23 protein-coding genes are annotated in these 26,518 nt (G+C 40.8%); 7 read left to right on the top strand and 16 right to left on the bottom strand.

Going from position 1 to position 26,518, the window contains the following annotated elements; genetic code table 11:
* Positions 1–71: 71 nt before the first annotated feature.
* The 8 genes from MQE36_RS03180 to MQE36_RS03145 form a co-directional block, all read right to left on the bottom strand.
* Complete coding sequence (locus tag MQE36_RS03180) at positions 72–635, bottom strand: helix-turn-helix domain-containing protein (protein WP_045802079.1); 564 nt, start codon at positions 633–635, stop codon at positions 72–74.
* Positions 636–637: 2 nt separating this feature from the next.
* A complete protein-coding gene (locus MQE36_RS03175) occupies positions 638–1,855 on the bottom strand; it encodes a TolC family protein (protein ID WP_242937745.1) in 1,218 nt (405 codons plus the stop codon).
* Positions 1,852–5,604: an efflux RND transporter permease subunit gene (locus tag MQE36_RS03170; RefSeq protein WP_242937744.1), complete on the bottom strand. Its 3,753-nt coding sequence runs from the start codon at positions 5,602–5,604 to the stop codon at positions 1,852–1,854. Before MQE36_RS03170 ends, MQE36_RS03175 begins: the two co-directional genes overlap by 4 nt.
* Before the next feature lie 143 nt (positions 5,605–5,747).
* Positions 5,748–6,167 carry an HYC_CC_PP family protein gene (locus MQE36_RS03165; RefSeq protein WP_045802082.1) on the bottom strand — a complete coding sequence of 140 codons (420 nt, stop codon included), beginning with the start codon at positions 6,165–6,167 and terminating at the stop codon, positions 5,748–5,750.
* A 60-nt stretch (positions 6,168–6,227) separates the two neighbouring features.
* A complete protein-coding gene (locus tag MQE36_RS03160; protein ID WP_084598184.1) occupies positions 6,228–6,440 on the bottom strand; it encodes a GDCCVxC domain-containing (seleno)protein in 213 nt (70 codons plus the stop codon).
* Between the two features lies 1 nt (position 6,441).
* Positions 6,442–7,044 (bottom strand): mercuric transport protein MerTP, encoded by a 603-nt coding sequence (gene merTP / locus MQE36_RS03155; RefSeq protein ID WP_242937743.1) that lies wholly within the window; start codon positions 7,042–7,044, stop codon positions 6,442–6,444.
* Between the two features lies 1 nt (position 7,045).
* Positions 7,046–7,417 (bottom strand): ArsR/SmtB family transcription factor, encoded by a 372-nt coding sequence (locus MQE36_RS03150; protein ID WP_045802085.1) that lies wholly within the window; start codon positions 7,415–7,417, stop codon positions 7,046–7,048.
* 106 nt (positions 7,418–7,523) lie between these two features.
* Positions 7,524–8,741 (bottom strand): site-specific integrase, encoded by a 1,218-nt coding sequence (locus tag MQE36_RS03145; protein WP_045802086.1) that lies wholly within the window; start codon positions 8,739–8,741, stop codon positions 7,524–7,526.
* Between the two features lie 727 nt (positions 8,742–9,468).
* Between MQE36_RS03145 and MQE36_RS03140 the strand changes: the two genes are divergently transcribed.
* From MQE36_RS03140 to MQE36_RS03120, 5 genes are all read left to right on the top strand, one after another.
* Positions 9,469–10,050 (top strand): Crp/Fnr family transcriptional regulator, encoded by a 582-nt coding sequence (locus MQE36_RS03140; RefSeq protein ID WP_242937742.1) that lies wholly within the window; start codon positions 9,469–9,471, stop codon positions 10,048–10,050.
* Between the two features lie 74 nt (positions 10,051–10,124).
* On the top strand, positions 10,125–10,511 hold the full coding sequence (locus MQE36_RS03135; protein WP_242937741.1) for a VOC family protein: 387 nt from the start codon (positions 10,125–10,127) through the stop codon (positions 10,509–10,511).
* Between the two features lie 10 nt (positions 10,512–10,521).
* Entirely contained in the window at positions 10,522–10,935 is a 414-nt protein-coding gene (locus tag MQE36_RS03130; protein WP_242937740.1) for a VOC family protein, read from the top strand.
* A 5-nt stretch (positions 10,936–10,940) separates the two neighbouring features.
* Complete coding sequence (locus tag MQE36_RS03125; RefSeq protein WP_242937739.1) at positions 10,941–11,369, top strand: SRPBCC family protein; 429 nt, start codon at positions 10,941–10,943, stop codon at positions 11,367–11,369.
* Positions 11,370–12,061: 692 nt separating this feature from the next.
* Positions 12,062–14,374 (top strand): penicillin-binding protein 1A, encoded by a 2,313-nt coding sequence (locus MQE36_RS03120; protein WP_242937738.1) that lies wholly within the window; start codon positions 12,062–12,064, stop codon positions 14,372–14,374.
* A 3-nt stretch (positions 14,375–14,377) separates the two neighbouring features.
* Here the strand turns inward: MQE36_RS03120 and MQE36_RS03115 are convergent, their stop codons facing one another.
* Entirely contained in the window at positions 14,378–15,481 is a 1,104-nt protein-coding gene (locus MQE36_RS03115) for a DUF3078 domain-containing protein (protein WP_242937737.1), read from the bottom strand.
* A gap of 42 nt (positions 15,482–15,523) precedes the next feature.
* Entirely contained in the window at positions 15,524–17,296 is a 1,773-nt protein-coding gene (gene dxs, locus MQE36_RS03110; protein ID WP_242938810.1) for a 1-deoxy-D-xylulose-5-phosphate synthase, read from the bottom strand.
* A 37-nt stretch (positions 17,297–17,333) separates the two neighbouring features.
* On the opposite strand from dxs, the gene MQE36_RS03105 reads away from it, so the two are divergent.
* On the top strand, positions 17,334–17,783 hold the full coding sequence (locus MQE36_RS03105) for a nucleoside deaminase (RefSeq protein WP_242937736.1): 450 nt from the start codon (positions 17,334–17,336) through the stop codon (positions 17,781–17,783).
* A gap of 261 nt (positions 17,784–18,044) precedes the next feature.
* Here the strand turns inward: MQE36_RS03105 and MQE36_RS03100 are convergent, their stop codons facing one another.
* From MQE36_RS03100 to aspS, 4 genes are all read right to left on the bottom strand, one after another.
* On the bottom strand, positions 18,045–18,239 hold the full coding sequence (locus MQE36_RS03100) for a cold-shock protein (protein WP_278286602.1): 195 nt from the start codon (positions 18,237–18,239) through the stop codon (positions 18,045–18,047).
* Between the two features lie 88 nt (positions 18,240–18,327).
* Positions 18,328–18,582: a hypothetical protein gene (locus tag MQE36_RS03095; protein ID WP_242937735.1), complete on the bottom strand. Its 255-nt coding sequence runs from the start codon at positions 18,580–18,582 to the stop codon at positions 18,328–18,330.
* A gap of 124 nt (positions 18,583–18,706) precedes the next feature.
* A complete protein-coding gene (locus tag MQE36_RS03090; RefSeq protein WP_242937734.1) occupies positions 18,707–20,500 on the bottom strand; it encodes a chloride channel protein in 1,794 nt (597 codons plus the stop codon).
* Between the two features lie 85 nt (positions 20,501–20,585).
* Complete coding sequence (gene aspS, locus MQE36_RS03085; protein ID WP_242937733.1) at positions 20,586–22,334, bottom strand: aspartate--tRNA ligase; 1,749 nt, start codon at positions 22,332–22,334, stop codon at positions 20,586–20,588.
* Positions 22,335–22,625: 291 nt separating this feature from the next.
* Here aspS and MQE36_RS03080 point away from each other — a divergent pair, with 291 nt between their 5' ends.
* Positions 22,626–22,979, top strand: a complete 354-nt coding sequence (locus MQE36_RS03080) for a toxin-antitoxin system YwqK family antitoxin (protein ID WP_242937732.1) — start codon at positions 22,626–22,628, stop codon at positions 22,977–22,979.
* Positions 22,980–23,028: 49 nt separating this feature from the next.
* Here the strand turns inward: MQE36_RS03080 and MQE36_RS03075 are convergent, their stop codons facing one another.
* Both MQE36_RS03075 and MQE36_RS03070 read right to left on the bottom strand, forming a co-directional pair.
* Positions 23,029–23,844: a purine-nucleoside phosphorylase gene (locus tag MQE36_RS03075; RefSeq protein WP_242937731.1), complete on the bottom strand. Its 816-nt coding sequence runs from the start codon at positions 23,842–23,844 to the stop codon at positions 23,029–23,031.
* A 97-nt stretch (positions 23,845–23,941) separates the two neighbouring features.
* A complete protein-coding gene (locus MQE36_RS03070) occupies positions 23,942–26,494 on the bottom strand; it encodes a TonB-dependent receptor (protein WP_242937730.1) in 2,553 nt (850 codons plus the stop codon).
* Positions 26,495–26,518: the final 24 nt, after the last annotated feature.

Raw genomic sequence — 26,518 nt, 5'->3', positions numbered from 1 at the left:
ATGTGTTAATTTTATTTGAAATAAAATTATGGCTGTAATTCAACAGCTTGTGTCATAATTTTGGTTCTTATCTACATAATTTTGTCCAACGAATTCCTAAAATTCTTTTGTTGGGATTTATAGATTGAAAGGCTCATTCCCGTCTCGCTTTTAAACTGTCCGCTTAAATGGTTGATATGGCTATAATCGAGCAGTTGCGCCATTTCAGTAAAATTGTGTTCGTTAGCCTGTATGAGTTCTTTTACCTTTTCAATTTTTAGTTTGATGAAATATTTTTCAATGGTAACACCTTGCGTAAACGAGAATACCTTGCTGATTTTTGAATACTCGTGTCCCAAGGCATCCACCAAATGTTCGGACAGTTTTTTATCAAGTTGAATCGGTAGTTCCTGCATCGTTTTTATGAGTTCGACCTTGACCTTTTCGGTCAACTTTTCTTCCGTACTTCCGATGAGCGAGAAACCGTTTTCTTTCAACAAGGTTTCGAATTTGTCCAAATCAAGGTCATCAATGTCCAGCCGCAATCGACCCAATTCAATCTGATGCAACTCGATATTATTTACATTCAGTTCATCCTTCAACACCTTGATGCATCGGTCGCATACCATATTTTTTATGTAAAAGTCCTTGACCATAATTAGTTGATTAGATAATTGATAATCGCAGACTGTGCATAGTACATCCGCACCGACTCGATTTGGTTCATCTGAAATTTCAGTTGCAGTTCCTGTATGTCCAGTACATCATTAAAATCGATGGTTCCTGTTTCATAATTCTTAATCAGGATTTCTTCGGCATCGTTCGCTTGCTTTAAATTCTTTTCTTGGGTATTGAATTGAATACGGGCTTGATTGCGTTGCGATGTTGCTTTCGCGAAAGCGGTTTCCAATACATTCAATCGTTCGTTTTTCTGGGATTCGATTTCCAGTTGCTTCAGTTCGTTCTGTTTGGAAACCGATGAATAGCGGTTGTTGAAAATAGGTATGGACAGCGATACCATTGGCATAATGATATCCTTGCCGTTGTCGCTAAAGGTCATATCGGGACGTTCGGAAACGGGTACATAGTCCAATCCAAAACCGATATTCGGGGCACTTTCTTTCTGATTGAGCAATTCGGATTGCTCAATGGACTCGTAAAGTCTATCGTATTTTAGCAGTTCCGGATTGAGTGCCAATCCTTCTTTGCTATACATCGGGTCTTCCGTTGGAATGGTCATTTCCGGAACAACTTCCACGGCGATACTTTCCTTTCGGTTCAGCAGATTGTTGAAGTTGGACTGTTCCGCCAAATAGTCTTCCTGAAGAACTTCCTTTAGTTGTTGTAATTCGTTCTGCCGAATCTGCAATCGTAGTACGTCCACGGCAGAGGCTTTGCCCACTTCCACAGAGGTCAATGCCAACCGTTCATAGGTCTCTAAGAGTTGGATGTTTTCGTCCAAAATATCCTGCTTCGCCTTATTGGCATACAATTGGTAATAGGATTGGGCGACCGAAAGTGCCAGTTTTCGTTTGGCAATGGCAATTTCTACAAACTCATTTTCCGCCATTGAGCTGGCATAGTTTTCCCGTGCCGTTATCGTGCCGAACCAAGGCAACATCTGCGAAATCGAAAACCGTGCCCGTTGCGCACCCGTTCGGGTTTCGGGTTCGCTTACAAAGTATCCTGCGCTTACCACAGTATTAGGTAGCGTATTGACTTCGTTGACCTTTTCCTGTGCGATGTTGTATCGAAGTTCGTATGCTTGGATAACGGGATTGTTCGCTTCCGCTTCCTGAATGTAGGATTGCAGTTCCTGTGCTTTTGCGAAAGCGGAAACAAGCAATAATCCGATGATGATTTTTACATTTTTCATTTGCTCGCTCGTTTAAGTTGGTATTCTTCCCGCCAGCTGTACAATACGGGCAACAGGAAATATGAGGTTACATCAATAAGCATCCCGCCCACAATGGGGATGGCCATTGGAATCATTATGTCGCTTCCTTTTCCTGTGGATGTGAGTACGGGCAACAAGGCAAGAACGGTCGTTACGGTCGTCATCAAACAGGGACGGATACGCTTGCCGGCCGCTTCAAGGGTAGCTTGACGAATGCCTGGTTTGTCATTCGGTTTTTCCTTCTCAAAACTCTGGTCGAGATAGGTCGCCATCACCACACCGTCATCCGTAGCGATTCCGAAAAGGGCAATAAACCCGACCCAAACCGCAACGCTCAGGTTGATGGTCTTGATATTAAAAAGTTCACGTAGGTTTTCACCGAACAAACTGAAATTGAGAAACCAGTCCTGACCGTACAGCCAAATCATCACAAAGCCACCTGCAAAGGCTATGGCGATGCCTGTAAATACCATTAATGAGGTGGTGACCGATTTGAACTGAAAGTATAAAATGAGGAATATGATAATCAAGCACAACGGAACCACGATAGACAGGGTTTTCTCGGCTCGCAGCTGGTTTTCATAGGTTCCGGTGAACTTATAGCTAATGCCTTTGGGAACGGTCAGTTCACCATTATCTATTTTGTCCTGAATCAATGACTGGGCGTTTTCCACCACATCCACTTCGGCAAATCCGTCCAGCTTGTCGAACAGCACGTAACCTACCAAGAAAGTGTCCTCACTTTTGATGACCTGTGGACCTTGCTCATATCGAATATCAACCAATTCGCCTAATGGAACAGGGCTTCCTTTTTCCACGGGAACGTAGATGTTTTTCAAGTCAGTCGGACTTTCCCGCAGCTCACGGGGGTAGCGCACCCTTACCGCATAGCGTTCCCTACCTTCGACAGTCTGGGTCAGGGGCATCCCACCAACGGCCACCTGCAGTATTTCCTGTACGTCCATAATCGAAATACCGTAGCGTGCCAACTGTTCCCGTTTTATATCGACCAACAGATAGGGTTTACCCACGATACGGTCGGCAAATACAGCCTGTTGTTTGACGCCTTCGGCTTGCTTTAGGATGTCTTCGAGTTCCAAGCCGAATGCTTCGATTTCCCGTAGGTCCTGCCCCTTGACCTTAATGCCCATTGGTGCGCGCATTCCAGTTTGCAACATCACCAGTCGTGTTTCGATGGGCTGTAATTTTGGGGCGGACGTGATTCCCGGTAATATGGTGACCCGTACAATTTCGTTCCAAATATCATCTGGACTTTCGATTTCAGGTCGCCAGTTGCGGTAGTACTCGCCATCATCATCGGGAATCAATTCGTTTCTTGTGATAGTAGTTTGCAATTGGGATGCTTCATAATTAGCATCGCTTTCTACTTCGTTGTTCGGATTGATATGAAACCTTTCGTTTTTCAATACAAAGAGTCCGTCATCGTTTACCCGATACCGTTGCCGTTCCCCTGAAGCGTTCCGCATATATTCGGACTTGTACTGAATCACGTTCTCGTACATCGAAAGCGGTGCCGGGTCAAGTGCGGATTCGGTACGACCTGCCTTTCCTACCACGGTCTCGATTTCAGGGATAGTGGCTACGGCCATATCCAGTTGTTGCAAAACCCTCTTGTTTTCCTCTATGCCTGAGTGAGGAAGGGATGTGGGCATCAACAGAAACGAACCCTCATTGAGTGCTGGCATAAATTCCTTGCCCGTGTTGCGCATTATGAAGAAACCAAGAACGAGCAATGTTGTGGGGATTATCAGGAACAGCAACCTGTTTTGTAATGCCCATTTTAAGATGCTGTCGTAGTACTTTCTGAGTAGCGAAAAGATGCCCAGAACCCCAAAACAGCTTACCGCTACAAAAATCAGGTTCATAATTAGGCTGCGGTCGAAACCAAGTGGTCGCCAATACTCGGCCAATAGAAACACAACGGCGATGGTGGCAATAACCGTATTGATGAGATTTTTCTGCTTCCGCGAAAACGTAACACGCATCGATAAAATGGCCACCGCGCCAAAAGCGACAAGTACCAAACCTATCCAATACCCAAAAATCACGGCGGTGATTCCCAATAAGATTAAAAACCCATTGATGGCATATTTGAGCCGTTCCCGTATTTCGGTCTTTCTAAAGAAAGTGGCTGCGAATGGCGGTATAAGAAATAGCGCAATAACCAGTGCTGCGGCCAGTGCCATTGTTTTGGTAAACGCCAATGGTCGGAAGAGTTTCCCTTCGGCACCAATCATCGTAAACACCGGAAGAAAACTGATTATCGTAGTCATTACCGCAGTAACGATAGCACCGGAAACTTCGGCGGTGGCGTTGTACACGATTTCGTTTGTAATGTAAGGTTGACCATTTTTATTTACCCGTAAATCTTCGTCTTCCAGATGGCGAATCATATTTTCGGCGAGGATGACACCCACATCCACCATCGTTCCGATGGCAATGGCGATACCCGAGAGTGCCACGATGTTCGCATCCACATTAAAGAGCTTCATCGTGATAAAAACCATCAAGACGGCCACAGGCATTAATCCTGAAATCAATATGGATGCCCTCAAATTGAACACCATTATGATGATGACCAAAATAGTAATCAGGATTTCCAAGGTCAAGGCCTCGTTGAGCGTTCCCAAGGTTTCCTGAATGAGTTCGGTTCGGTCGTAAAAGGGAACGATGGTTACTTGTGAGGTTCGACCGTCGGCCAATTCCTTAGTGGGAAGTCCCGAGCTTACTTCGTCGATTTGGTCTTTAACGTTATTGATGACTTCCAGCGGATTGGCACCATAGCGGGCTACCACCACACCGCCCACAACTTCGGCACCTTCCTTGTCCAAAATGCCTCGACGTGCAGCTGGTCCCAAGTGTACCTTGCCTACATCCTTGATTCGGATAGATGTGAAATTTTCGGAATCAACTACGGCATTTTCTATATCTGCTATGGATTTCACGTAGCCCAGACCGCGCACCAGGTATTCGGCCTTGTTCATTTCCAAGGTCTGCGCACCGATGTCCTGATTGCTTTCCTTAACCGCCTTTACTATATCGGCCAGACCGATGTTGTACTGACGCATCTTTTCAGGGTCAACATCCACTTGGTATTCCTGCACATAACCACCGATGGAAGCCACTTCTGAAACACCGCTGGCAGAAGAAAGAGCATATTTTACGTAGTAATCTTGTATACTACGAAGTTCCTGTAAGTCCCATCCACCCGTGACGTTCCCGTCCTTATCACGGCCTTCCAGCGTGTACCAAAAAATCTGGCCTAATCCCGTAGCATCTGGACCCAAGGCGGGATTGACACCATCGGGCAACAGACCACTGGGTAGCGAATTGAGCTTTTCGAGGATGCGGCTACGCGACCAGTAGAATTCGATATCCTCTTCAAAAATGATATAGATACTCGAAAAGCCGAACATCGAAGAACTGCGAATGGTCTTGACGCCAGGTATTCCGAGAAGGGAAGTGGTAAGCGGGTAGGTAATCTGGTCCTCGATATCCTGAGGGGAGCGCCCCTGCCACTTGGTGAAAACAATCTGTTGGTTTTCGCCAATATCGGGTATGGCATCTACAGCCACAGGGTCATTGGGCAATATTCCGGTGTCCCAATTAAAGGGTGCGTTCACGATGCCCCAACCCACGAAAAGGGCGAGCATCAGTACCGCAACGAGCTTATTTTCTATAAGGAATTTTATGCCTTTGTTCAGCATACAAAATGATAATTAGACAGTTATACAATGGTGGTCTTGTTGCAATTCTAAAAGTTGAATACAACAAAACGTGCCCAGAACGGGATAACCGTTGGGCTTAGTGCCGTTCCGATGGGTATCGGAATCGGACTACTGTCTAAAAATCAAATTAAATAGGTCTCGTAAAGTATCTGAACGTCCCGTTCAATAAAGGGGGGCGAGTAATCCTTGAAGGGAACAATGTTTTCATCAAGTCCCTCGAAAAGATTGATATAGGTGTAGAAAAATGTGGCAACGAAGGTCTGTTGCTCAAAAGTAAGTTTATTGAATGATGTTTTAAGGTCGTCGCTACCTTCCTTCACTATTTTTTGGTCCGAGCAACAAGATTTCTCGCTCATAGCAGGATTTTCACAACCCCTGGTTGGTTGTGCTTTTTCCATCCCGCAAGATTCTGCTTTTGTGAAGAAACTAAAATCAACCAAAGAATCCCCACAATAATGCATATCCACCGTAAACGACATTGTAGTGAACATCACTACCAAAGCCATCAAAACGGATAATATCTTATGGAAGATCTTTTTCATCAATGCAAAATTACAAAATTTTAACAGTTTTTGTTGGGTTTAACGGAATTTTAATTTTGCTCATTCGCAACATTTCATATCATTTTGGACAGGTGGACAAGCCTTGGTGCCATATGAACAGTACACGCAACAATCGCCTTCCTTTGGCCGAATTACTACCTTACAGTTTTTACATTCATAGAAAAACTGACAGGCATCGGTGGGCATTTGTTCCTCTTCTTTGTGCCCGCATTTGGGACAGGTAATGGTGGATTTTAAAATTGTAGTATCCATATTATTCAGAGACTTTATAACTTGTACTGTTGATTGCGTTTATTATTTGTTCCTCAGATACTTTGGTGCGGTCATATTTGACTATTGTTATGCCCTCTTTGTAACTGGCCTTAACAGAAAGTATACCGTCCAACTTGTTTACCTCGCTCTTGACGTGGTTTTCGCAACCAGTACAAGTCATTCCTTCAACGGTAAAGGTTTTTTTAACAATATTGTCCTGTTGCACATATACGATTTCCTTGGTTGGTTGGGTATAAAATATTCCTGAGTAATAGGGAAATGCCAGCATTAGACTCGCAAAGAGGGTCACAATAAGCAGAAATGTTTTTGATTGTAGAAAAGAAGGTTTCTCATCATCTTCACAGGCACAATCAATTTCGTGCTGTGATTTTGGCTTTAGCTTCTGGTACCAAGCGAATCCAAGAACTAAAATTGTCAGTCCGATTAAATAAGGTCTAAAAGGTTCTATCCAAGAAAATGTCGAAGCAATACCGCTTGTTCCTGCCAATAGTGCAAGCACTGGTGTGATGCAACAGACTGAGGCAGCGACCGCTGTGAAAATGCCGGTGTACGCTGCTGTATTTGATGATTTGGATGTGTTCATTCTATGCTACTTGTTTGTTTTCTTTAAGCCTACCGAATATTCCTTCCAACACATTGCTTGAATCCTTGACCAAGGAGTAGTACAACGTTTGACCATCACGTCTTGAAGTTATCAATTCAGCATCCTTCATTTTACGGATATGCTGCGAAATTGCGGGTACGCTCATTTCCAGTATATCTGAAAAATCACAAGGACAAAGTTCACCTTCCTCGTTCAAGAGGAAAAGTATCTTCAGTCTGGTCTCATTACCTGCCAGGGCGAGTACCTTGCCAATACTGTTGATTGATTCTGAACTTGTTTTCAACGTCTCACGACAGCGCATCAATTGCTTCTGGTCTGCCTCGGCACGGGTGCAACTTAATTCAAGAGCCATAATTACAATTTTGAGTAAAGCTACAATTATATAATTATTTAAGCAAATACTTAAATATATTTATTTTGTTTTTCTAATAGGTTAGAGTTTTTAAGAAAATATGTTTTTATAAAAAATTTACCACACTGTCCAAAGCATCGTCAGCATCTTTATGAATAAAATTAGCTTGATAGTTAATGGTGGTTTTCAAATCCGTATGCCGATATAATTTTTGAAGCATAAGCGGATGAATGTTATCGCCTGCAATATTGCCAAAAGAATGTCGAGCAATGTGCATCGTAACTTTTTTCTGGATGCCTGCTCTTTTCGCAATCTTTTTAAGGTGGTCATTGAATTTTTTATTTGCTACTTTTTTCTTTCGATATATGTCTTTCGCATCAGATAAGTCAGCTTTTTTCATTTCCGGGAAAACAAAGTCATCATCATTTACTCTGTCCTCAATGTACTGTAGCAAGATTTTTTCAACCTTAGCTGGAATTTTAAGGGAGAGTAACTTTGAATTTTTCCCCATTCTATAATGCAATCGCCCATCATAAATCTGGGACCACCTTATAAACAACACATCCGAAACACGCATTCCAGCAAAATAGAAACTGAACAACCAAACATTTAATGAGTGTCTTTCCATATCAGTTAGTTCAGTAACACTTTCCAGGGCTTTTATTTCTTTTCCTGAAAGCCCTGTTTTTGTGGTTTCGGGAAATTTGATTTTAAACTTATCCTTGCCAAAGGGATATATTTCCTTACTTACAACCTTATCCCTAATGGCTCTATTGAACAGTAACCTTATCAATACCATTACATTCATTGCAGTAGTTTCAGTTAATGAGCAAGAACCCTTTAAATAAATCTTGAATTTTTTGAGAAAGCGCTCATTGATTTCTTGGAAAGTCAAATGTCGGCCAGAGCAGTATTTTTCTATATAACTCACCCAAGCTGAATCTGTAGAATGGCGATTGATTTTCTTTTCAGCTTCTAAGGCTTCAAGATGCTCGTCAGCAAAATCAAAAAAAGTTAAGCTCGAAGTTGGCTTATATATTTCTTTTTTGATTTGTCGAGCAGTAGCACCTTTATTATCCGTCTGTAATGCAATAAGCCCTTTTCTGGCTTCGGATAGTTTGGAAGCTATCAAATTGTTCAGGCTTTCAGCTTCAGAATGCGATTTTTTTACCTTTAGGTTTTTAGAGTCCCAATCCTCTAATTCAATGTAATGGCCTATGTGTTTGTAAGTTGAACGACGGTCTTTGGTTATCCTAATTGCAAGCGGATACAGCCCTTTTGCATTAGGCTTTTTGCGAAGTATTATTTTTGCACTCGTTGACATTTTGAACCTGTTTTAGATACGAAAGCCAAATCAGGTACAACATTTTGTCAAAAATTCACTTTAAAGATACGTCTTTATTAGGAATTCTGGGTACAACATAGGTACAACAAATGTTGATATTAACTGATATTAATTGACTTTAAATAAAATGATGAAAAACATAAACCATTGAAAATGAGTTAATTTATGTTTTATTAGTGCAATATATACCAGACTTAGGATCTAGTGCCGAAAGGTGTGAAGGTTCGAGTCCTTTCACCCGCACAGAAAAAAAAGCTTCTCAAATTTGAGAAGCTTTTTTGTTTTTTATAAGTTCGGGGGACAATGGATGGATCAATCTGGATCATTCCCAATTGTTGGATCATTCCCAATTGTTGTGTTTATGCAAAGATTGTTTTTAAGCAGGGCACCTATTACTCGATCATAGAGATTTAAATGCTCCGACGCAAGCCCTTGTGAAATGTTTTGCCATGCGCCAGCTGGCTCCATCGCTAAAAAGGTCTACCAGACCTTTTCTTTACGCTTGGCCCTCTCGTGGGCTTGCCCCGAGGTAGTTTACCTTTTTCAATAGCAGAATGAGTCGTTCAATAACTAAGACTTCTTAACTTAAACTGTTTTTAGTTTTTCCGTTTTTTTATGATAAACCTGCTAATACGGAGTATTAGCATTTTCAAATGATTTTATAACTTGCTTACATTTCAGTAATTAATTCGATAAATAATCATTTATGAAAGAAGGTTTCTTTGAGGAGATTTATAATTATGCAACAATTCTAAAGGACGAGTATAGAGAAATTAGCAGCGCCCACACCAAAATCAACTGTGTGAAAAATGAATTGATCGTAGAATCGGGGAATATCTGTAATGAATATTATATTATTGAAAAAGGTACTTTCAGATCAGCTGTAAATAATTATGAGGGGGAAGAGGTTACTACCGGATTCTTCACAGAGAATGAAATTTTAATAGATGAATCTTCCTTGTTTCAAAGAATCCCGGCTGTGGAGAATATTCAGGCTATGACAGCCGGGGTGCTGTGGAAGATAAAATATGAAGACTTTCAGGAATTATTCCATAAGATAGAAGGCTTCAGGGAATGGGGCCGGTCATGGATGACCAGTCAGCTTTTTATTTCCAGACAACGCTCCCTGTCAATGATTACCCTCAATGCAACTCAGCGGTATTTAAAGTTGCTTGAAGAAAAGCCGGAAGTAATACGGCAAGTACCATTAAAATATATAGCCGGCTTTTTAGGGGTCACAGATACCTCCTTAAGCCGGATACGGAAAGAAATTGCAAAAGAATATTAGAACTTGTCCTATGACAAGTTATTTGTAATTATATTTTTTCAGATTTGTAGGTATAACCATAAAATAAAAGAGCAATGAAAGAAGCTAATCCGGTTGTTTGGTTCGAAATTTATGTGCACGATTTAAACAGAGCAGTTAAATTTTATGAGGAAGTGTTGAAAGTTGAATTGTTCGACCTGAATGACCCGTCGGATGCATCAGTCTTAATGAAAGGCTTTCCCGGTAATATGGAAGCCTATGGAGCATCAGGGGCGTTAATCAAAATGAAAGGAATGGAACCCTCAGGAAATAATAGTACGGTGGTTTATTTCGGATGTGACGACTGCGCCGTACTTGAAAGCCGGGTGTCTGAGAACGGAGGGAAAGTGCAACAACCGAAGATGTCTATAGGGGAACACGGTTTCGTGTCACTGGTTGTTGATTCGGAAGGGAATACCATAGGATTTCATTCACTAAAATAAATAGTCGAAAATGAATCCGAAGAGAATCTGGGCAAACCTTGGTGTCGCAAATATCGATAAGACACGAGATTTTTATCTGGCACTGGGGTTTCAGTTAAACGGCACCCCGACCAAAGACCTGGTGAGCTTTTTGTTTGGAGATGATGCGTTTGTGATTCACTTTTTTGAAAAAGAAAAATTGAAGCAAAGCATGGAAGGAGAGATTTCCAATCTAAACCAGGGCAATGAAATTATGTTTACGATGGCCGCAGAGAGTAAAAAAGAGTTTGACACATGGATTGCCGAAATTAAGAAAGCCGGCGGATCTGTCTTTTTTGATTCCAATACCGACAGAAAGGAGTTTTATGATAAAAACGGCTATTATGTTTGCGTATTTGCAGACCCTGACGGCCATAAGTTTAATTTGTTTTATAACGATAATTGATAGTTATGGCGAGTATTGAGCATATTAATTATATAAAAGTCCCTGTTGGACTGGTATACCAGGTATTAACAACAGAAGAAGGCCTGGCAAATGTATGGACCAGAAAACTGAAGGTCAAACCACAAATAAATTTTGTCAATGAATTTGATTTTGATGATGACTATTTAACTAAAATGAAAATCATTGAATTGAAGAAAGATTCGAAAATTGTTTGGGAATGCCTGGCTTCCGATCAGGAATGGGTAGGAACAAAGGTTTTATTTGAGCTGACTGTAAAAGATAATGTAACTTCTGTAGTTTTAAAACATTACAACTGGTCGGAAGTAACCGAATTTTATAGATGGTGTAATTATAATTGGGCGATGTTTTTACTGAGTCTTAAAAATTATTGCGAAAACAAAAAAGGATTGCCATATCAGGAAAGAGAATTCTAGTCCAAAATAGTGTGGAAAGGATGCACTTACTTATGGTTTTAAGTGATTTTTAAAGCTCTGGACCGGAAATGTCAGTGATATGCACTTTTGTATTCTTACTCAATAGCAGGATGTAAAAAACCCTGATCTCTGTCTGTACTTGTTCGCGCAGATGATTTTTTCCCTGGAACAGCGTGTTATACGCAACGAAACTGCGGAAAACCTATTTGTTAGATTCAGGGATCCTGTGAAAGCAGGGCAATGATTGGAATAAAATAACTTTATTTTTCAAAAATTAAAGTGACCTCCCCCGCCGGAAGGTGTCTTAATTAATGTAGTGATCTCTTAATATAGAGGGATCATATTTTCTATATAAGCATAGTTTTAAGGGAGGGCTTTTCATTACAATTTTTTGAAAAATTAATTGGGCTTGGGGTGATTGGCTCTCTCCTGTTTATAGCATGGGGGGCTTTTTTGTTTGGGATATAAACATAACAACGACAAATGTAAGTGGCCTGAACGATTAAACCTTACCAAATGCTAAGCAGTAAATTTATAGCCCAGGTATTGCTATTATAAACTCAACTAAACTGTGTCGGGCGGACAGGATTTCCTGTTCGCCTCATTTTTCTTTAGAAAAAAGAAGATGTTAACATCCCTTTAAGAGTTTAAGATCGTATATTAATCGTATACAAAACTAAACATGCTCCTTAATGGGTGTAAATAACAAGAAACGATTTTTAAAAATATTTTTAAAAACTACCGCGTTATTGCTTCTGGCTGTAACAGGTTTCTGTGTTTCCGTATATGCAGGCTTATGGGGTAAACTACCTGATGTAAATGACTTAAAAGAATTGAAGCAGGCACAGGCAAGTCTTGTTTTAGATGAAAATGACGAGTTAATAGGGAAGTATTTCGTTTTTGACCGACAGTCCGTAAAGTACAAAGAGTTACCCCAAAACTTGATCGATGCGTTAATAGCTACCGAAGACGTCAGGTTTTACGAACACTCAGGGGTCGATATGAGGAGTTTGGGAAGGGTGTTTTTTAAAACGATCCTGCTAAGCGATGAATCATCAGGAGGGGGGAGCACCATAACAACCCAATTGGTTAAGAATCTGTATGGCAGAAAGAATCATGGAGTCTTTAGTATGCCGGTCAATAAGGTAAAGGAAGCCATAACAGCGAGAAGAATAGAAAGAATATTTCCTAAAGAAGACATCATAACCCTTTATTTTAATACGGTTCCGTTTAGCGATAATACTTTCGGCATTGAAAGCGCTTCACAGAAATTTTTTGATTGTTCGACAAGCGAGCTGTCATTGTCGCAGGCGGCAACATTGGTAGGAACATTAAAAGCTTCCCATAGCTATAACCCGAGGTTATATCCGGAACGTAGTCAGTTTAGAAGAGATGTAGTGCTGCAACAAATGGTAAAGTACAACTTCATTACCGAAGATGAAGCCAACAAGGTGAAAGGCGAAAAACTAGAGCTGGCCTATCAGTATTTTGATTCAAATGAAGGCCTGGCCCCTTATTTCAGGGAACAGGTAAGGAGGGAAGCCGGAGTGCTTGTTTCAAAAATAAAAAAGGAAGACGGGTCGGTATACGATCTGTATAAGGACGGACTCCGGATCTATACAACCCTGAATGCCCGGATGCAGGAATATGCGGAGGATTCCATGGAAGAACACATGGCTAAACTTCAGCAGCAGTTTGAACAGGCTTATGGAAAAAGAAAGCCCTGGAAGAATAAGCAAATCGTTTCTGAAGCCGTAAGTAAGTTGCCGGAGTATCAGCGTCTGAAACAGAAAGGTTTAAAGCAGGATGCAATCTATGATTCTTTAAGTATCAAAAAGAAAATGAAGGTGTTCGACTGGAAAAAAGAAGATGAGTTAAGAGACATGTCAACATTGGATAGTATTTCTCATTACTTAAAATTGTTAAATACCGGGTTTGTTGCCTTAGACCCGCATTCAGGAGCAGTAAAAGCCTATGTCGGCGGAATAGATTTTCAATCGTATAAATACGATCATGTGTTTCAAAGTAAGAGGCAGGTGGGGTCTACATTTAAGCCTTTTGTGTACACCGCTGCACTGGAAAACGGAATGGAACCATGTACGTATTTTTCGTTAAAAGCGATAACTTATGAAGGAGAAGAAGACTGGACGCCCGAAAATGCCTCTAAGAACGAAGATGAAGACATTACAGTTAAATACGCTCTTAAAAAGGCACTCAGCAATTCGATAAATACCATAGCGGTAAAAGTAATGGATGAAACAGGTGTAGAAGCTGTGATCAGCCAGGCCCGGAAGATGGGGATAGAAACAGATCTGCCTCAAGTACCGTCGTTGGCCCTGGGTACTGCCGAGATGTCATTAATGGAATTGGCGTCGGCTTACACCGGATTTGTCAATAAAGGGGTGTCGGTAAAGCCGTATTTAATAGAACGGGTCGAAGACAGGGAAGGAAATATTTTGTGGGAGTATAAGCCTAAAATAGAAAGCATGGAGCCTGCGTATTCCGATCAGACCAGGGAAAGTATCCTGGAAATGTTGAAGGCAACGGTAAACGAAGGCACTGCGATCAGAATAAGAAATAGGTACGGGCTCAAAAATGATATGGCCGGAAAAACCGGAACTACCCAGAATAATAAAGATGGTTGGTTTGTGGCTGTAACGCCTGATCTCGTGATGGCTTCATGGGTCGGCAATGACGATCACAGGATCGGGTTTAGTAATACCGCTATTGGTCAGGGAGCCAACTCAGCGTTGCCCACTGTAGCACTTTTCCTTAAAAGGATTAATGCCGATACCGATTTTCAATCAATTTCAAATGCAAGGTTTGACCGGCCTTCAGATGAGGTTATAGCAGCTCTGGACTGTGAGCCGTTACGGGAAGAAACTTTCTTTGAGCGTATTTTTGACAAAGAGGTGTCTAAAAAGAAATTCGGCGAAAAAAAGAAAAAAGGGATCTTTTCCTTCCTCAAAAAGAAAAATAAGGAGGAGGAAGAAAAAGAAAATTAAATCTTAAAAGGAATAGGAGATTCCGACACCCAGCAATTGCTTGAACTGCACACGGGCGCCGTACTTTTGAGTTTCCCCTTCCGGATTCTCGAATTCTTTAAACTTCACATCGTTATCGTAGAGGATATGTGTGCCGATATTGGCCTTTACGTATTGATTTACAGTAAGATCCAACAGCATTTCCCAGTCCATGTCAATATTCCCAAAACTGTTTAAGTAATCGGTGTAAAGGTTAACCCTGTTACTAAACTCCATGTTTTTGGAGATGTTTTTCTTAAATGAGTTCGTGACCAATATCCCTACTTCAGTATAAATGTTCTTGCCGTGCCGGATAACATTCCCGTCCGCATCGTATTCAGCTTTCTGTACACCGAAGGCACCTTTGTCTGCCAGGTCCTGATCGAGAACAAAAGTCGATTTTTGGGTAAGGGGTGAAAGGTAGAGATTGAAGTCCGGTTTGTCTTTAATGTATTCGGCTCCAACACCTAAAAACAGATAACCGGGAGCCATAAACCGCGAAATAGGGGTGTCGGTGTCCGGGTATTTGTAACCATTACTGAACTGGGTCCTGAAATTTAATTTAGCCGAATGGTACCAGCTCGATTTTTCTTTTCTCTTAAAACCGGCAGTTGAATTGAATTCAATTTTATCGTCCGATTTTCTTAGCTCCCTTCCTTCCTGGGCATTTAAGCCGAAACGCAACCTTAACTCGTTGTTCCAGGAAGTCTTGGCTGTTTTGTAGATTCGTGTGAATTGTCCGTTTGTAATAGCAGAAAAAGAATTGTTTCCCCCTGCATTCCAGTTTACAAAGGCAACTTCTGTTAAGTTTAAACCAAGTTTATTTTCTTTCGTCCAGTTAGATTTAGGAACTGTATCAATATTGGCAACAGCCGAATCTTGCTTCTTGGCAGCCGAATCTATTTTAGCAACGGGCTTTTCGATTTTTTTGATCAAGGAATCTATCTGAGAAGCAAAATAATATTTTTTAATAATGAGAGTGTCTTTAGTGTGTACTAAAGTATCCTGTTTGATTATGGTCAGGGTGTCTACCTGAGAATAAGAAAGATAACAACAAAATAGAGAGAATAAAACTACGAATTGTTTCATTATTAGTGATTTAGCTTCGCAAAATTGATAAAAAAAATAATCTTATAAAAATTGTTGCAGTATTTCTTCAACAGATTTGCTGTCTATACCGGCTATTTGCTGCAATTCTTCAACGGTGCCATGCTCAATGAAAGTATCCGGTATTCCCAGAACTTTTATGTTTGAACGATAGTTGTGTATGGCAGCGAATTCAAGAATCGCACTGCCGAAACCACCCGTTATTGTTCCGTCTTCAATAGTGATTATGGTTTGATAATCCTTGAAAATATGATGCAACAATTTTACGTCCAAAGGTTTCACAAAACGCATGCCAAAATGGGCGATTTTATCACTATTATTTAGATTTTGAATGGCTTCTTCCACATTTTTAGCAATGAATCCTATGGACAGGATAGCTATTTTACTTCCTGTTTTAAAAGTAATTCCGGTACCAATATCTATTTTTTCAAATGGGGTTTGCCAGTCTTTCTGAATACCCCGGCCTCTTGGGTAACGGATAGCGATAGGGTGGTCGAGCCCGAATTGGGCGGTGTACATTATATTTCTGAGCTCGGACTCATCTCTGGGGGCAAATATAGTGAGGTTCGGGATACATCTCAGGTATGTTATGTCGAAAATACCATGATGGGTAGCACCGTCTTGCCCTACCAAACCGGCCCTGTCTAGGCAAAAAATCACAGGCAGGTTTTGTATCGCAACATCGTGTATAACCTGATCGTAAGCACGCTGTAAAAATGTAGAATATATATTGCAAAAGGGGATGAGGCCTTCAGCGGCCATTCCTGCCGCAAGTGTAACCGCATGCTGTTCTGCTATTCCTACATCGAATGCACGCTCAGGAATCTCATCCATCATAAATTTTAATGAACTTCCGGTAGGCATCGCAGGGGTAATACCGACAATTTTTTCATTATTTTTCGCAAGCTCTACAAGAGTATGCCCGAAAACATCCTGAAATTTTGGAGGCTGAATTTTGTTGGTTTTAGGAGCCAATTCTCCCGTGACCTTATCAAATTTTCCGGGTGCATGGTAGCGAACCTGGTCTTGTTCTGCCTTTTTTAAACCCTTCCCTTTAGTTGTGATTATATGTAAAAACTTAGGACCTTTGATCTTTTTAAGACGGTTGAGTTCATTAACCACAATATCGATATCATGGCCATTAATTGGACCGGAATAATTAAAGTTTAAAGCTTCAAAAATATTTTGCTGATTCCGTAATTTACGCTCTTTGACATTGGTGAGATACTCCTTTAAAGCACCGACACTGGGGTCTATCCCTATAGCATTGTCATTTAGAATTACCAGGATATTAGCGTCTGATACCCCGGCATGGTTAAGAGCCTCAAAAGCCATTCCGCTCGCTATCGAAGCGTCGCCGACTATTGCTATATGGTGCCTGTCGGTTTCTCCTTTAAGACTGGAAGCTATGGCCATCCCTAAAGCAGCAGATATGCTGGTAGAACTGTGTCCGACACCGAAAGTGTCGTATTTGCTTTCCGAACGTTTGGGAAAACCACTGATTCCGTTAAGCTGTCTGTTGGTATGGAAGACCTCCCTTCTTTCTGTTAATATTTTATGGCCATAAGCCTGGTGTCCGACATCCCAGACCAAAAGGTCATCAGGGGTGTTAAAGACATAATGAAGCGCTATGGTGAGTTCTACCACACCCAGGCTGGCACCTAAATGACCTTCTTTTACCGAGAGAATATCTATAATAAATTCCCGGAGCTCTTTCGCCAATTGCGGAAGTTGTTCCGGTGACAACTTTTTTAAGTCATCAGGCGAATGAACAGATGTAAGTAATTTTGATGGCATACCGCAAAAATACGAGTTGAAATTGTATTTTTGATGCATGATGAATCCTTTTGATGATAATTATTTTATGAAGAGAGCCCTTCAAGAAGCGGAACTGGCTTTTGAAAAGGGAGAAGTGCCTGTAGGGGCCGTGATAGTTGTTGATAATAAGATCATTGCTAAAACCCATAATCTTACCGAAACCCTGACTGATGTTACAGCACATGCCGAGATGCAGGCTATAACAGCAGCAGCAAACTATCTGGGAGGAAAGTATCTGCACGGCTGTACCTTGTATGTCACCCTGGAACCATGCCAGATGTGTGCAGGGGCATTGTACTGGAGCCAGATATCAAAAGTTGTTTATGGGGCCAAAGATGAAAAAAGGGGGTGTGCGGCCATGGGAGCCGGCCTGCATCCTAAAACCCGGCTTGTTGGGGGGGTGATGGAAGATGAAGCTTCCGGACTGTTAAAAAGATTCTTTATCGAAAAGAGAAATTTGAATTAATGCCGTAAACTACCTCGGGGCAAACCCACGAGAGGGCCAAGCGTAAAGAAAAGGTCTGGTAGACCTTTTTAGCGATGGAGCCAGTTGGCGCATGGCAAAACATTTCAATGCAAGTCCTGTGAAATTCCTTTAGGAACATTTTACAAGGGCAAGCGTCGGAACAGTTAAATCTCGATGATCGAGTAATAAAACAACCGGCTTCTATAAACAGAAAAAGCGTAACCTGTGTTACGCTTTAAATTTTTCCAAAATAAAATATGATTATCCTATAACTCTTACGTCAGAAGCAACTTTTCCTTTTTTGCCTTCTTCTTCGTTATATTCTACTTTGTCTCCTTCGTTAAGTTCTACTCCGTTCAATGCAGTTACATGAACAAAAATATCGCTTCCTGTGTCATCGTTGGTAATGAATCCGTAACCTTTGGAATCATTGAAAAATTTTACTGTACCAGTCATTATAAAAAAAATAAAAATTAATTTGATAGCGCTAAGGTAATATTTAATCTGACATACCAAGTAAAAAGAATGTTTTTTTTATGAAAAATTATTGATTTTCAGTGCTATCGCCTTTTTTGTTGTTCATTTTATCTATATTTTCCTGGGTAAACATATAGTCCTGAATTTTCTTTCCTTTGGATCTGTGGTAGATAAAGAACGGTATTAGAATAAAGGCAATGGCCAGAACCCCGATGCCGACCAGGCGATCTCCGGTAAGGTTGTCGTCATTCATTTTAAAATAAAACCCTGTGGCCATGGTAACCATAATGGCGATAAATAATATTTGAAGAAACCTTTTCATTTACGTCAGTTGTATTGGATGTTGCCCGCCAGTTTCAAATTGATGGCAACTTGCTTTTTTCTTTTATTGTTTTTATGGTAAAGCGCTAATAGAAGCGTATTCAACTTTTCGTATGCACTTTAAGTTATACTGCAAAGTTAATCAACTTTCTTCTGTATGCGGTCAATAGTTTAGATTTAGAAACAAAGCCAACGTAAACCCCGTTTTTTACTACAGGGAGGTTCCACGCACCGCTGTCCTGAAATTTTTTCATCACCGTCGTCATTTTGTCTTTTTCCATTTCAATGATGGCCGGAGGGGCTTGCATTACATCTGTGGCCTTCACAGAATTGTACATAGCCTGGTCAAACATAATCGGACGAATATCATCGAGCAGGATAACTCCTTCAAGGGTTCTGGTTTTAGTGTTTAAGACCGGATAGATGTTTCTGGAGGATTTTACCACGGCCTTATGCACGATCTCTCCGAGTGTCATCTCGGGATTAACAGGCATAAAGTTTTTTTCGATCACACTTTCTATATCCATAAAAGTGAGTATCGCATGATCTTTATCGTGGGTGATGAGTTCTCCTTTACGGGCCAGTTCGGTCGTATAGACGGAATAAGAAACAAAATATTTGGTAAAGGAATACGATATGGCAGCGGTAATCATTAACGGGATAAACAGTTCGTAGCCTCCTGTTAACTCCGCTATCAGGAAGATGGCTGTAAGGGGGGCGTGTAGTACGCCTGCCATTAATCCGGCCATGCCCACTAACGTAAAATTACTTTCAGAAACAGATGTGTTGAACAATCCGAGGCTGTTCAGGGTTTTGGCAACACAGTTACCAAGAATACTTCCCATAAATAATGTAGGGGCAAAAATACCACCCACACCTCCGGCTCCAAAGGTGATGGAGCTTGCTACTACTTTAAAAAGGACGAGGCCAGCCAGAAGGCCGATAACGTTCCAGTTATTGTCGAGGTCGAGGTTGAAAATGTTTCCTTTCAACGCTGCTGTCAGATCGCCTTTAATAATGTTGTTCATAACATCAAAGCCTTCACCGTACAGCGGGGGAATTAAAAATACCAGAAGTCCGATGGCAACTCCGCCAATAATGATCCTGTTTACAGGAGATTCTATGTTGTCAAAAAAGTTATGTATACGCTCATATACTTTTGAGAAGTAGATCGAGACCAAACCGGCAACGATTCCTAAGATAATAAAATATGGAATATCGGCTATAACAAACTTATCTTCAATCCGAAAAGGAAGTAAAATATCATCGCCAAAGAAAAAGTAAGAAGTGATGATTGCCGACAAAGAAGCCAGTAGCAGGGGGACGAGTGATGTCAGGGTCAGGTCAAGACTGAAGACTTCTATGGCAAAAATAATGGCAGCGATCGGGGCTTTAAAAATAGACGACAAGGCTCCCGCTGCAGCACAACCAATTAATAATGTTCTCGTAGGTTGATTCATGTGAAACAACTGTGAGATGTTTGAACTTATGGCAGCTCCGGTAGCTACTGTAGGGCCTTCCAGACCGACGGATCCTCCAAAACCAACTGTTATCGGTGCAGTTAAAATACTCCCGAACATCTGGTATCGTTTCATTAGTCCTTTGCGTTTTGAAATAGCATACAAGGTGGAAGGGATACCATGACTCACTTTGTTTCTGATGATATATTTCATAATCAGGTAAACAATGCCAAATCCGATAATAGGAAAGATAAAATAGAAGGCGTGATGGTAATACTGAACCAGATTGCCCTCCAGCATGTGTTGGATAAAGTGAGTGAAATTCTTTAAGATAAGTGCGCCTACTCCGGATGTAAAACCTACCAAGATACTGAGTATTAATATAAACTGCCGGTGCGAAATATGCTTTGCACGCCAGATTAATAGTTTTGCCAGTAATGATTTCTTTTGGTTAGGCATATTAAACTTATCTCAGGGATGATTAGATTAACAAAGATGAAAAAAAATCCCGCATGTAGCGGGATAAGTGTTTAGTTATTAATGTTTAAAGATCAATCTTTAAACATAATTCTTTTAATTGATCGTCGTCAATAGGTGCCGGAGCATCGATCATAACATCGCGTCCAGCATTATTTTTAGGGAAAGCGATATAATCACGGATCGTTTCCTGCCCCCCCAATATAGCTACCAGGCGATCAAAACCAAATGCGATCCCTCCATGTGGCGGGGCTCCGTATTTAAAGGCGTTCATCAGGAAGCCGAATTGAGCTTCTGCTTCTTCTTTGGTAAATCCGAGCAGTGAAAACATTCTGCTTTGCAATTCCTGATCAAAGATACGTATCGATCCTCCTCCGATCTCATTACCGTTCAGTACCAGATCGTATGCATTGGCCCTTGCTTTGCCCGGATCTGATTCCAAAAGAGAAAGGTCTTCCGGTTTAGGAGAAGTAAAAGGGTGGTGCATGGCATGATATCTTTCGGTTTCTTCATCCCACTCCAGTAAAGGAAAGTCGACAACCCACAACGGAGCAAACTCATGGGCATTTCTTAGGCCCAGACGTTCAGCGAGTTCCATTCTTAAGGCGCTCAATTGAGCTCTTGTTTCATTTGTGTTTCCGGATAATACACAGATCAGATCACCTGCTTTAGCGCCTGTTTTTTCGGCCCATTTGGCAAGATCTTCCTGATCGTAAAATTTGTCGACGGAAGATTTATAAGTACCGTCGTCATTGCATTTAACGTATACCATCCCTTTAGCACCAACTTGCGGACGTTTAACCCAGTCAATAAGTTGATCGATCTCCTTACGGGTATATGAGGCGGCGCCCGGAACTGCAATACCAGCTACCAATTCGGAAGTATTAAATACATTAAAGTCTTTGTGTTGCGCAACGGTATTCAATTCGCCGAATTCCATTCCAAAACGTATGTCCGGCTTATCGTTACCATATTTACGCATGGCATCGGCATAAGTTATTCTCGGAAACTTTTCGGTTTCAACACCTTTGATCTCCTTTAACAGATATTTGGTTAAACCTTCGAAGATGTTAAGAATGTCTTCCTGTTCTACAAATGCCATTTCACAGTCAATCTGCGTAAATTCGGGTTGCCTGTCCGCTCTCAGGTCTTCATCACGGAAACATTTTACAATCTGAAAGTATTTGTCAAGTCCCCCAACCATAAGAAGCTGCTTAAAGGTTTGAGGCGACTGGGGCAAGGCGTAAAACTGTCCTTCGTTCATTCTTGACGGTACCACGAAATCCCTGGCTCCCTCCGGAGTCGATTTTATAAGATATGGGGTTTCAACCTCTATAAATCCTTCTTTTGAAAGATAGTTGCGCACTTCCATAGCGACTTTATGTCGAAAAACTAATTTGTCTTTTACCGGGTTCCTGCGAATATCCAGATAACGATATTTCATTCTCAGGTCTTCTCCACCGTCGGTATTATCCTCGATAGTAAAAGGAGGCGTTTCAGCTTCATTTAAAATTTTAATGTCTGAAACCAGTACTTCGATAGCTCCGGTAGGAATATTCTTGTTCTTGGACTCTCGCTCAATAACAGTCCCCTTTACCTGTACTACATATTCACGACCAAGGGTCTTAGCCTGATTAAAAACACTTTCGGGTGTTCTTTCTTCATCAAAAATTAATTGGGTGATGCCGTACCGGTCCCTGAGATCGACCCAGATCATAAATCCTTTATCTCTTGATTTCTGAACCCATCCGGCCAATGTTACTTCCTCATTAATATTTGTTGAGCGAAGCTCACCACAAGTATAAGATCTAAACATTATCTGCTGATTTTAATGCTGCAAAGGTAATAAGTTATATAAGACGATTTAAGGTTTTGTAAAGCTTTTTATATCTGTACGGTTACAGGTTTTAAGTGATGTCTGAATTAAAGGGAGCGGACAAGGTGAATTTGTTAAACCGATCATAATTAAAGTTTGAAAATCAAATGGTTATGACCTCAATGTTAAATTAATGTTACGTAAAGGTTGATTTAAAGTAAAAAATAAATTATATTTGTTATTGTAATGTAAATTATAAAGTCGACAAAAGCGTTTAAAAAAACAAACATTATGAAAAGGATAGCATTAACATTAGCGTTTTTGTTTTCTTTTGCGTTGTACGCACAGGAAGATAGCAAAAAACCTGTTTTTGAGAAACAGGATGATATGATAAAAGCAACTTACTTTCACGACAATGGAAAGGTAGCACAGGCAGGATATTATCTGAATGGGAAGCTTCAGGGAGAATGGGTGTCTTACGACCTGGATGGTAAAAAAACAGCTATAGCAAATTACGATCAAGGTAAGAAAACAGGAAAATGGTTTTTCTGGGCAGATGGTAAGTTAAGTGAGGTCGATTATACAGATAACCGAATAGCAAATGTTACTACCTGGAACAGTGAAAGCCGGTTGGTGAAGAATTAACAACAATCTAAACGTAGAAAAAAGTCCTGATCGTTCGATCAGGACTTTTTTATTGAGTTTTGATAAGTTTCTTGAACAGGCAGCTCATTTTGGGTTCAGCCTTGCCGGCCACTTCGATGATTTCATCAATGCTGACAGGTTTCAGGTTATCAGGATCGCCGATATCAGTGATAACAGATACAGCCACAACAGGCAGTTTTAAATGATTGGCCACAATAACTTCGGGTACGGTGCTCATTCCTACAGCATCAGCACCGATTATTTTCAGCATTCTGTATTCAGCTTTGGTTTCCAGTTGTGGTCCCAATACAGATACATAGATACCGCTTTTGAGGTCTATGTTTTCTTGTTTTGCAATGCGCTTAAGTTCATTTTTCATTTCAACATCATAGGGCTCACTCATGTCGGCAAAACGTTCTCCAAACCGGCCAACCCCTTTAAAGGCGAGGGGAGAACCTCCTAATAAGTTAATATGATCTTCAATAAGCATTAAATCACCTTTTTTAAAATTGAGGTTTATAGCTCCCGAGGCATTGGAAACGAATAGTTTTTTTATGCCTAGTTGATGCATCACCCGGATAGGGTATGTTACATCTATAAGGTCGTATCCTTCATAAAGATGGAACCTCCCCTGCATCACTACCACTTTTTTTCCTTCTAGTGTTCCGTATATGAGTTTTCCGCTATGAAATTCAACTGTAGCCAGAGGAAAGAAAGGGATGTGGTTGTAATGCGCTATAATAGGTTCTGAAATTTCATCAACGAGTTTTCCCAGGCCGGAACCCAATACAATTCCTGTTTCTGGGTGGTCAAATCCTTTTTCTTTTAGATAGTCGACGGTTTCGTTTAATTGTTCCAAGGTCATTTATTCGATAATTTGATCTGAGCAAATGTATGTATTGTTTGTTAAAAACAAAACCCGGCTTTTGCCGGGTTTTAGAATAGTATTATTGATTACCTCCTTAGAAGTTGTAGCGTAAGCTAAAGTTCCAGGTTCTGCCGTAACCGAACCTACCGTTGTTGTTAATATTTACGCCTTTGTAGTTTTCGTCCGGATTATTTGAAGCCGCCAGATTTCCATTAACAGATTCTAAATACACTTCGTCGAATACGTTGTTAAGGTTAAATCTAAGTTGTACTGAATTTTGTTTATTTTGTCCTACAAGCATTTTGTAACTTAATCCTGCATCAACAGTATCGTATGATGGTAATTCTAATGTTTCTTCGGTTAAAGAACCTGTAGAATAAAAATTGTTGTATAAATTCCATGCTCCATCAACGCTGAATCTAGGTAAAATTTCATAGTCAGCATTAATTCCGGCTGTAAATTGAGCTGCACCACCCACATTGAAGCCGTCAATTTCTACTGTTACAGCAGAGCCTATTTCATCTCCATCCTGATCAAAAGACCTTTGACTTCCATTGCCTTTAAATTTCCAGTTGCCTACTGACATAAAGCCGTTTAATTTTAATTTATCAAAAGGTCTGGTGAATACTTCCAATTCTACACCAGTGTGTACCTGTTTTACACCCTGGGTTTGGTATCCTATATAATCTTCTTCCTGTTCACCATTATCACTGAGTAAAGTTCTGTTATCCCATGTGGTGTGATACAGGTTAAGGTTTGCAGAGAAGGCACTTCCTCCTAATTTATAACCAGCTTCAAAACCCGTTATTTTTTCATTTTCTACTTCCGGCATTAAATATTCGTTACTTCCTCTATTGTCTCTAAAAAGGACGTCGTGGAAAGGCTGACGAGAGTAATGTCCTGCATTTGCAAATACTTTGTGGTTTTGTGCCAATGCGTAGGCAATACCGGCTTTAACATTGAAACCAGGATTGTGTATTTTGTCCGATTCTTCAGATTTTCCTTCTTGTTGAGTGTTTAAGAACTCAGTTCTCACGTGTGACTGTGTAGATAGTGAACCTTGGAAGAAAGCGGATAAGGCATCATTTGCATATTCTAGCTGTCCAAATACACCGGTATAATTAATCTGTTCTTCATAATCGTAACCAAACTTTTGACCGTGGTCATTATTTGGATTAAAAAAGGCTTTCCATGGATTAATACCTCCTGCGCTTGTAAGTACATAATCACCACTATATCCTGAAGAAGCATTTACAGCGTCAACAGAAATAAACTCCCTTACATCCCTGAAATGGATACCATTATAAAAACGGGCATCAGCACCTATGTTAAAGTTTAGGTTTTCAGTTAATTGATTGTTGTAGTTAGTAACTATACCGTACCAATTATGATTATTGTTTGAACCTCTTGCATAAAGGACATCGTTGCCAGATGTGATTGCTTGAGCAAAACTACCTCTACCCATAGAGCCATATAGAACGGTAGATAAACCAGATTTTTCATTTATTGTCCAGTCCCAGCTTAAATTGGCAACCGGTTTATGATAAATGTTTCGACCTCCCGGATAGACATTGCCTTTACCATTCAAAGTGTTAGGGCTGTTTACTCCGGAGAAATTCCATGAATTATAGCGTCTCCCATTCTCTAAGAAAGATTCGATGCTGCCACTACCTGCTACCGCGTGCCACTGAGGAGCTCCGGTTATCAGGAAGTTTAAGGTGTTATTTTCGTTTGGTTGATAACCTACGGATATAAAATAGGTTTGACCTTGGCCATCAGTATGATCTACATAACCGTTACCTTGCCAATGGCCTAACATAGCAGAAAAAGACCAGCCTTTTTCATTAACTCCGGTAGAATAATAAGCAGTGGTTTTCACATAGTTATTGTTGCCTACCAAGGCCTGTGCAAAACCACCTTCTCTTTGGTCTATCGTTTTTGTAACGATGTTAACTGTTCCACCCACAGAAGAAATAGCCAGCTTGGAGGCTCCAAGTCCTCTTTGTACCTGTACAGCATTGGCAACGTCCAAAACACCGCTCCAGTTAGACCAGTACATCTTACCGTCTTCCATTCCGTTTATTGGCTGTCCGTTAAGTAAGAAGGCTGTATTGGTTTGGTCGAAACCTCTTAGGAACATACTACCGTCTCCAAAACCACCCCCTTTTATATTTTGTACAGAAGGAGTTGATTTTAAGATTTCCGGAAGATCCCAGTTAGCTGCTTTCTCTCTGATTTCACTTGCCTTTATGGTCGATACGGCAACAGGTGTTTTCCTGTCGGAAGCCAAATCAATAACCCCTGACCCGACAACAACAACCCCTTCCAGCTCCTGTGCGTCAGCTTTTAAAACAATAGTGCCCAGGTTGGCGCTACCTCCGGTTAAAGTGAACTTAACCTCTTTTTTAATAAATCCTACGTAAGTAATAACCAGTGTTCCCGAGTTTTCAGAAACATCAACGGAAAACTTACCGTTAAAGTCGGTGGAAGTTCCGTTAGTGGTGCCTTTAACCATAACGTTTGCTCCCGGTAAGGGTTCGTTAAATTCCCCATCCATGATAGTACCGGTAACGGTACCCTGGGAAAAAGCTGCAGTGGCTACCAAAGTAAAAACTGCTGAAAAAATCCAATTGTAAATTGTCTTCATTTGTTAGTTAAATTTGATTTTACG

Origin of the sequence: Zhouia spongiae (assembly GCF_022760175.1) — a bacterium.
Lineage (GTDB): Bacteria > Bacteroidota > Bacteroidia > Flavobacteriales > Flavobacteriaceae > Zhouia > Zhouia spongiae.
The sequence above is the reverse complement of the archived record's forward strand: the minus strand, read 5'-3'. Positions and strand labels throughout refer to the sequence as shown.

Bases quoted from the DNA above. Each gene is read 5' to 3' on its own strand.
- MQE36_RS03180 (WP_045802079.1), bottom strand. From the start codon at position 635: ATGGTCAAGGACTTTTACATAAAAAATATGGTATGCGACCGATGCATC.
- MQE36_RS03175 (WP_242937745.1), bottom strand. From the start codon at position 1,855: ATGAAAAATGTAAAAATCATCATCGGATTATTGCTTGTTTCCGCTTTC.
- MQE36_RS03170 (WP_242937744.1), bottom strand. From the start codon at position 5,604: ATGCTGAACAAAGGCATAAAATTCCTTATAGAAAATAAGCTCGTTGCG.
- MQE36_RS03165 (WP_045802082.1), bottom strand. From the start codon at position 6,167: ATGAAAAAGATCTTCCATAAGATATTATCCGTTTTGATGGCTTTGGTA.
- MQE36_RS03160 (WP_084598184.1), bottom strand. From the start codon at position 6,440: ATGGATACTACAATTTTAAAATCCACCATTACCTGTCCCAAATGCGGG.
- merTP (WP_242937743.1), bottom strand. From the start codon at position 7,044: ATGAACACATCCAAATCATCAAATACAGCAGCGTACACCGGCATTTTC.
- MQE36_RS03150 (WP_045802085.1), bottom strand. From the start codon at position 7,417: ATGGCTCTTGAATTAAGTTGCACCCGTGCCGAGGCAGACCAGAAGCAA.
- MQE36_RS03145 (WP_045802086.1), bottom strand. From the start codon at position 8,741: ATGTCAACGAGTGCAAAAATAATACTTCGCAAAAAGCCTAATGCAAAA.
- MQE36_RS03140 (WP_242937742.1), top strand. From the start codon at position 9,469: ATGAAAGAAGGTTTCTTTGAGGAGATTTATAATTATGCAACAATTCTA.
- MQE36_RS03135 (WP_242937741.1), top strand. From the start codon at position 10,125: ATGAAAGAAGCTAATCCGGTTGTTTGGTTCGAAATTTATGTGCACGAT.
- MQE36_RS03130 (WP_242937740.1), top strand. From the start codon at position 10,522: ATGAATCCGAAGAGAATCTGGGCAAACCTTGGTGTCGCAAATATCGAT.
- MQE36_RS03125 (WP_242937739.1), top strand. From the start codon at position 10,941: ATGGCGAGTATTGAGCATATTAATTATATAAAAGTCCCTGTTGGACTG.
- MQE36_RS03120 (WP_242937738.1), top strand. From the start codon at position 12,062: ATGGGTGTAAATAACAAGAAACGATTTTTAAAAATATTTTTAAAAACT.
- MQE36_RS03115 (WP_242937737.1), bottom strand. From the start codon at position 15,481: ATGAAACAATTCGTAGTTTTATTCTCTCTATTTTGTTGTTATCTTTCT.
- dxs (WP_242938810.1), bottom strand. From the start codon at position 17,296: ATGCCATCAAAATTACTTACATCTGTTCATTCGCCTGATGACTTAAAA.
- MQE36_RS03105 (WP_242937736.1), top strand. From the start codon at position 17,334: ATGATGAATCCTTTTGATGATAATTATTTTATGAAGAGAGCCCTTCAA.
- MQE36_RS03100 (WP_278286602.1), bottom strand. From the start codon at position 18,239: ATGACTGGTACAGTAAAATTTTTCAATGATTCCAAAGGTTACGGATTC.
- MQE36_RS03095 (WP_242937735.1), bottom strand. From the start codon at position 18,582: ATGAAAAGGTTTCTTCAAATATTATTTATCGCCATTATGGTTACCATG.
- MQE36_RS03090 (WP_242937734.1), bottom strand. From the start codon at position 20,500: ATGCCTAACCAAAAGAAATCATTACTGGCAAAACTATTAATCTGGCGT.
- aspS (WP_242937733.1), bottom strand. From the start codon at position 22,334: ATGTTTAGATCTTATACTTGTGGTGAGCTTCGCTCAACAAATATTAAT.
- MQE36_RS03080 (WP_242937732.1), top strand. From the start codon at position 22,626: ATGAAAAGGATAGCATTAACATTAGCGTTTTTGTTTTCTTTTGCGTTG.
- MQE36_RS03075 (WP_242937731.1), bottom strand. From the start codon at position 23,844: ATGACCTTGGAACAATTAAACGAAACCGTCGACTATCTAAAAGAAAAA.
- MQE36_RS03070 (WP_242937730.1), bottom strand. From the start codon at position 26,494: ATGAAGACAATTTACAATTGGATTTTTTCAGCAGTTTTTACTTTGGTA.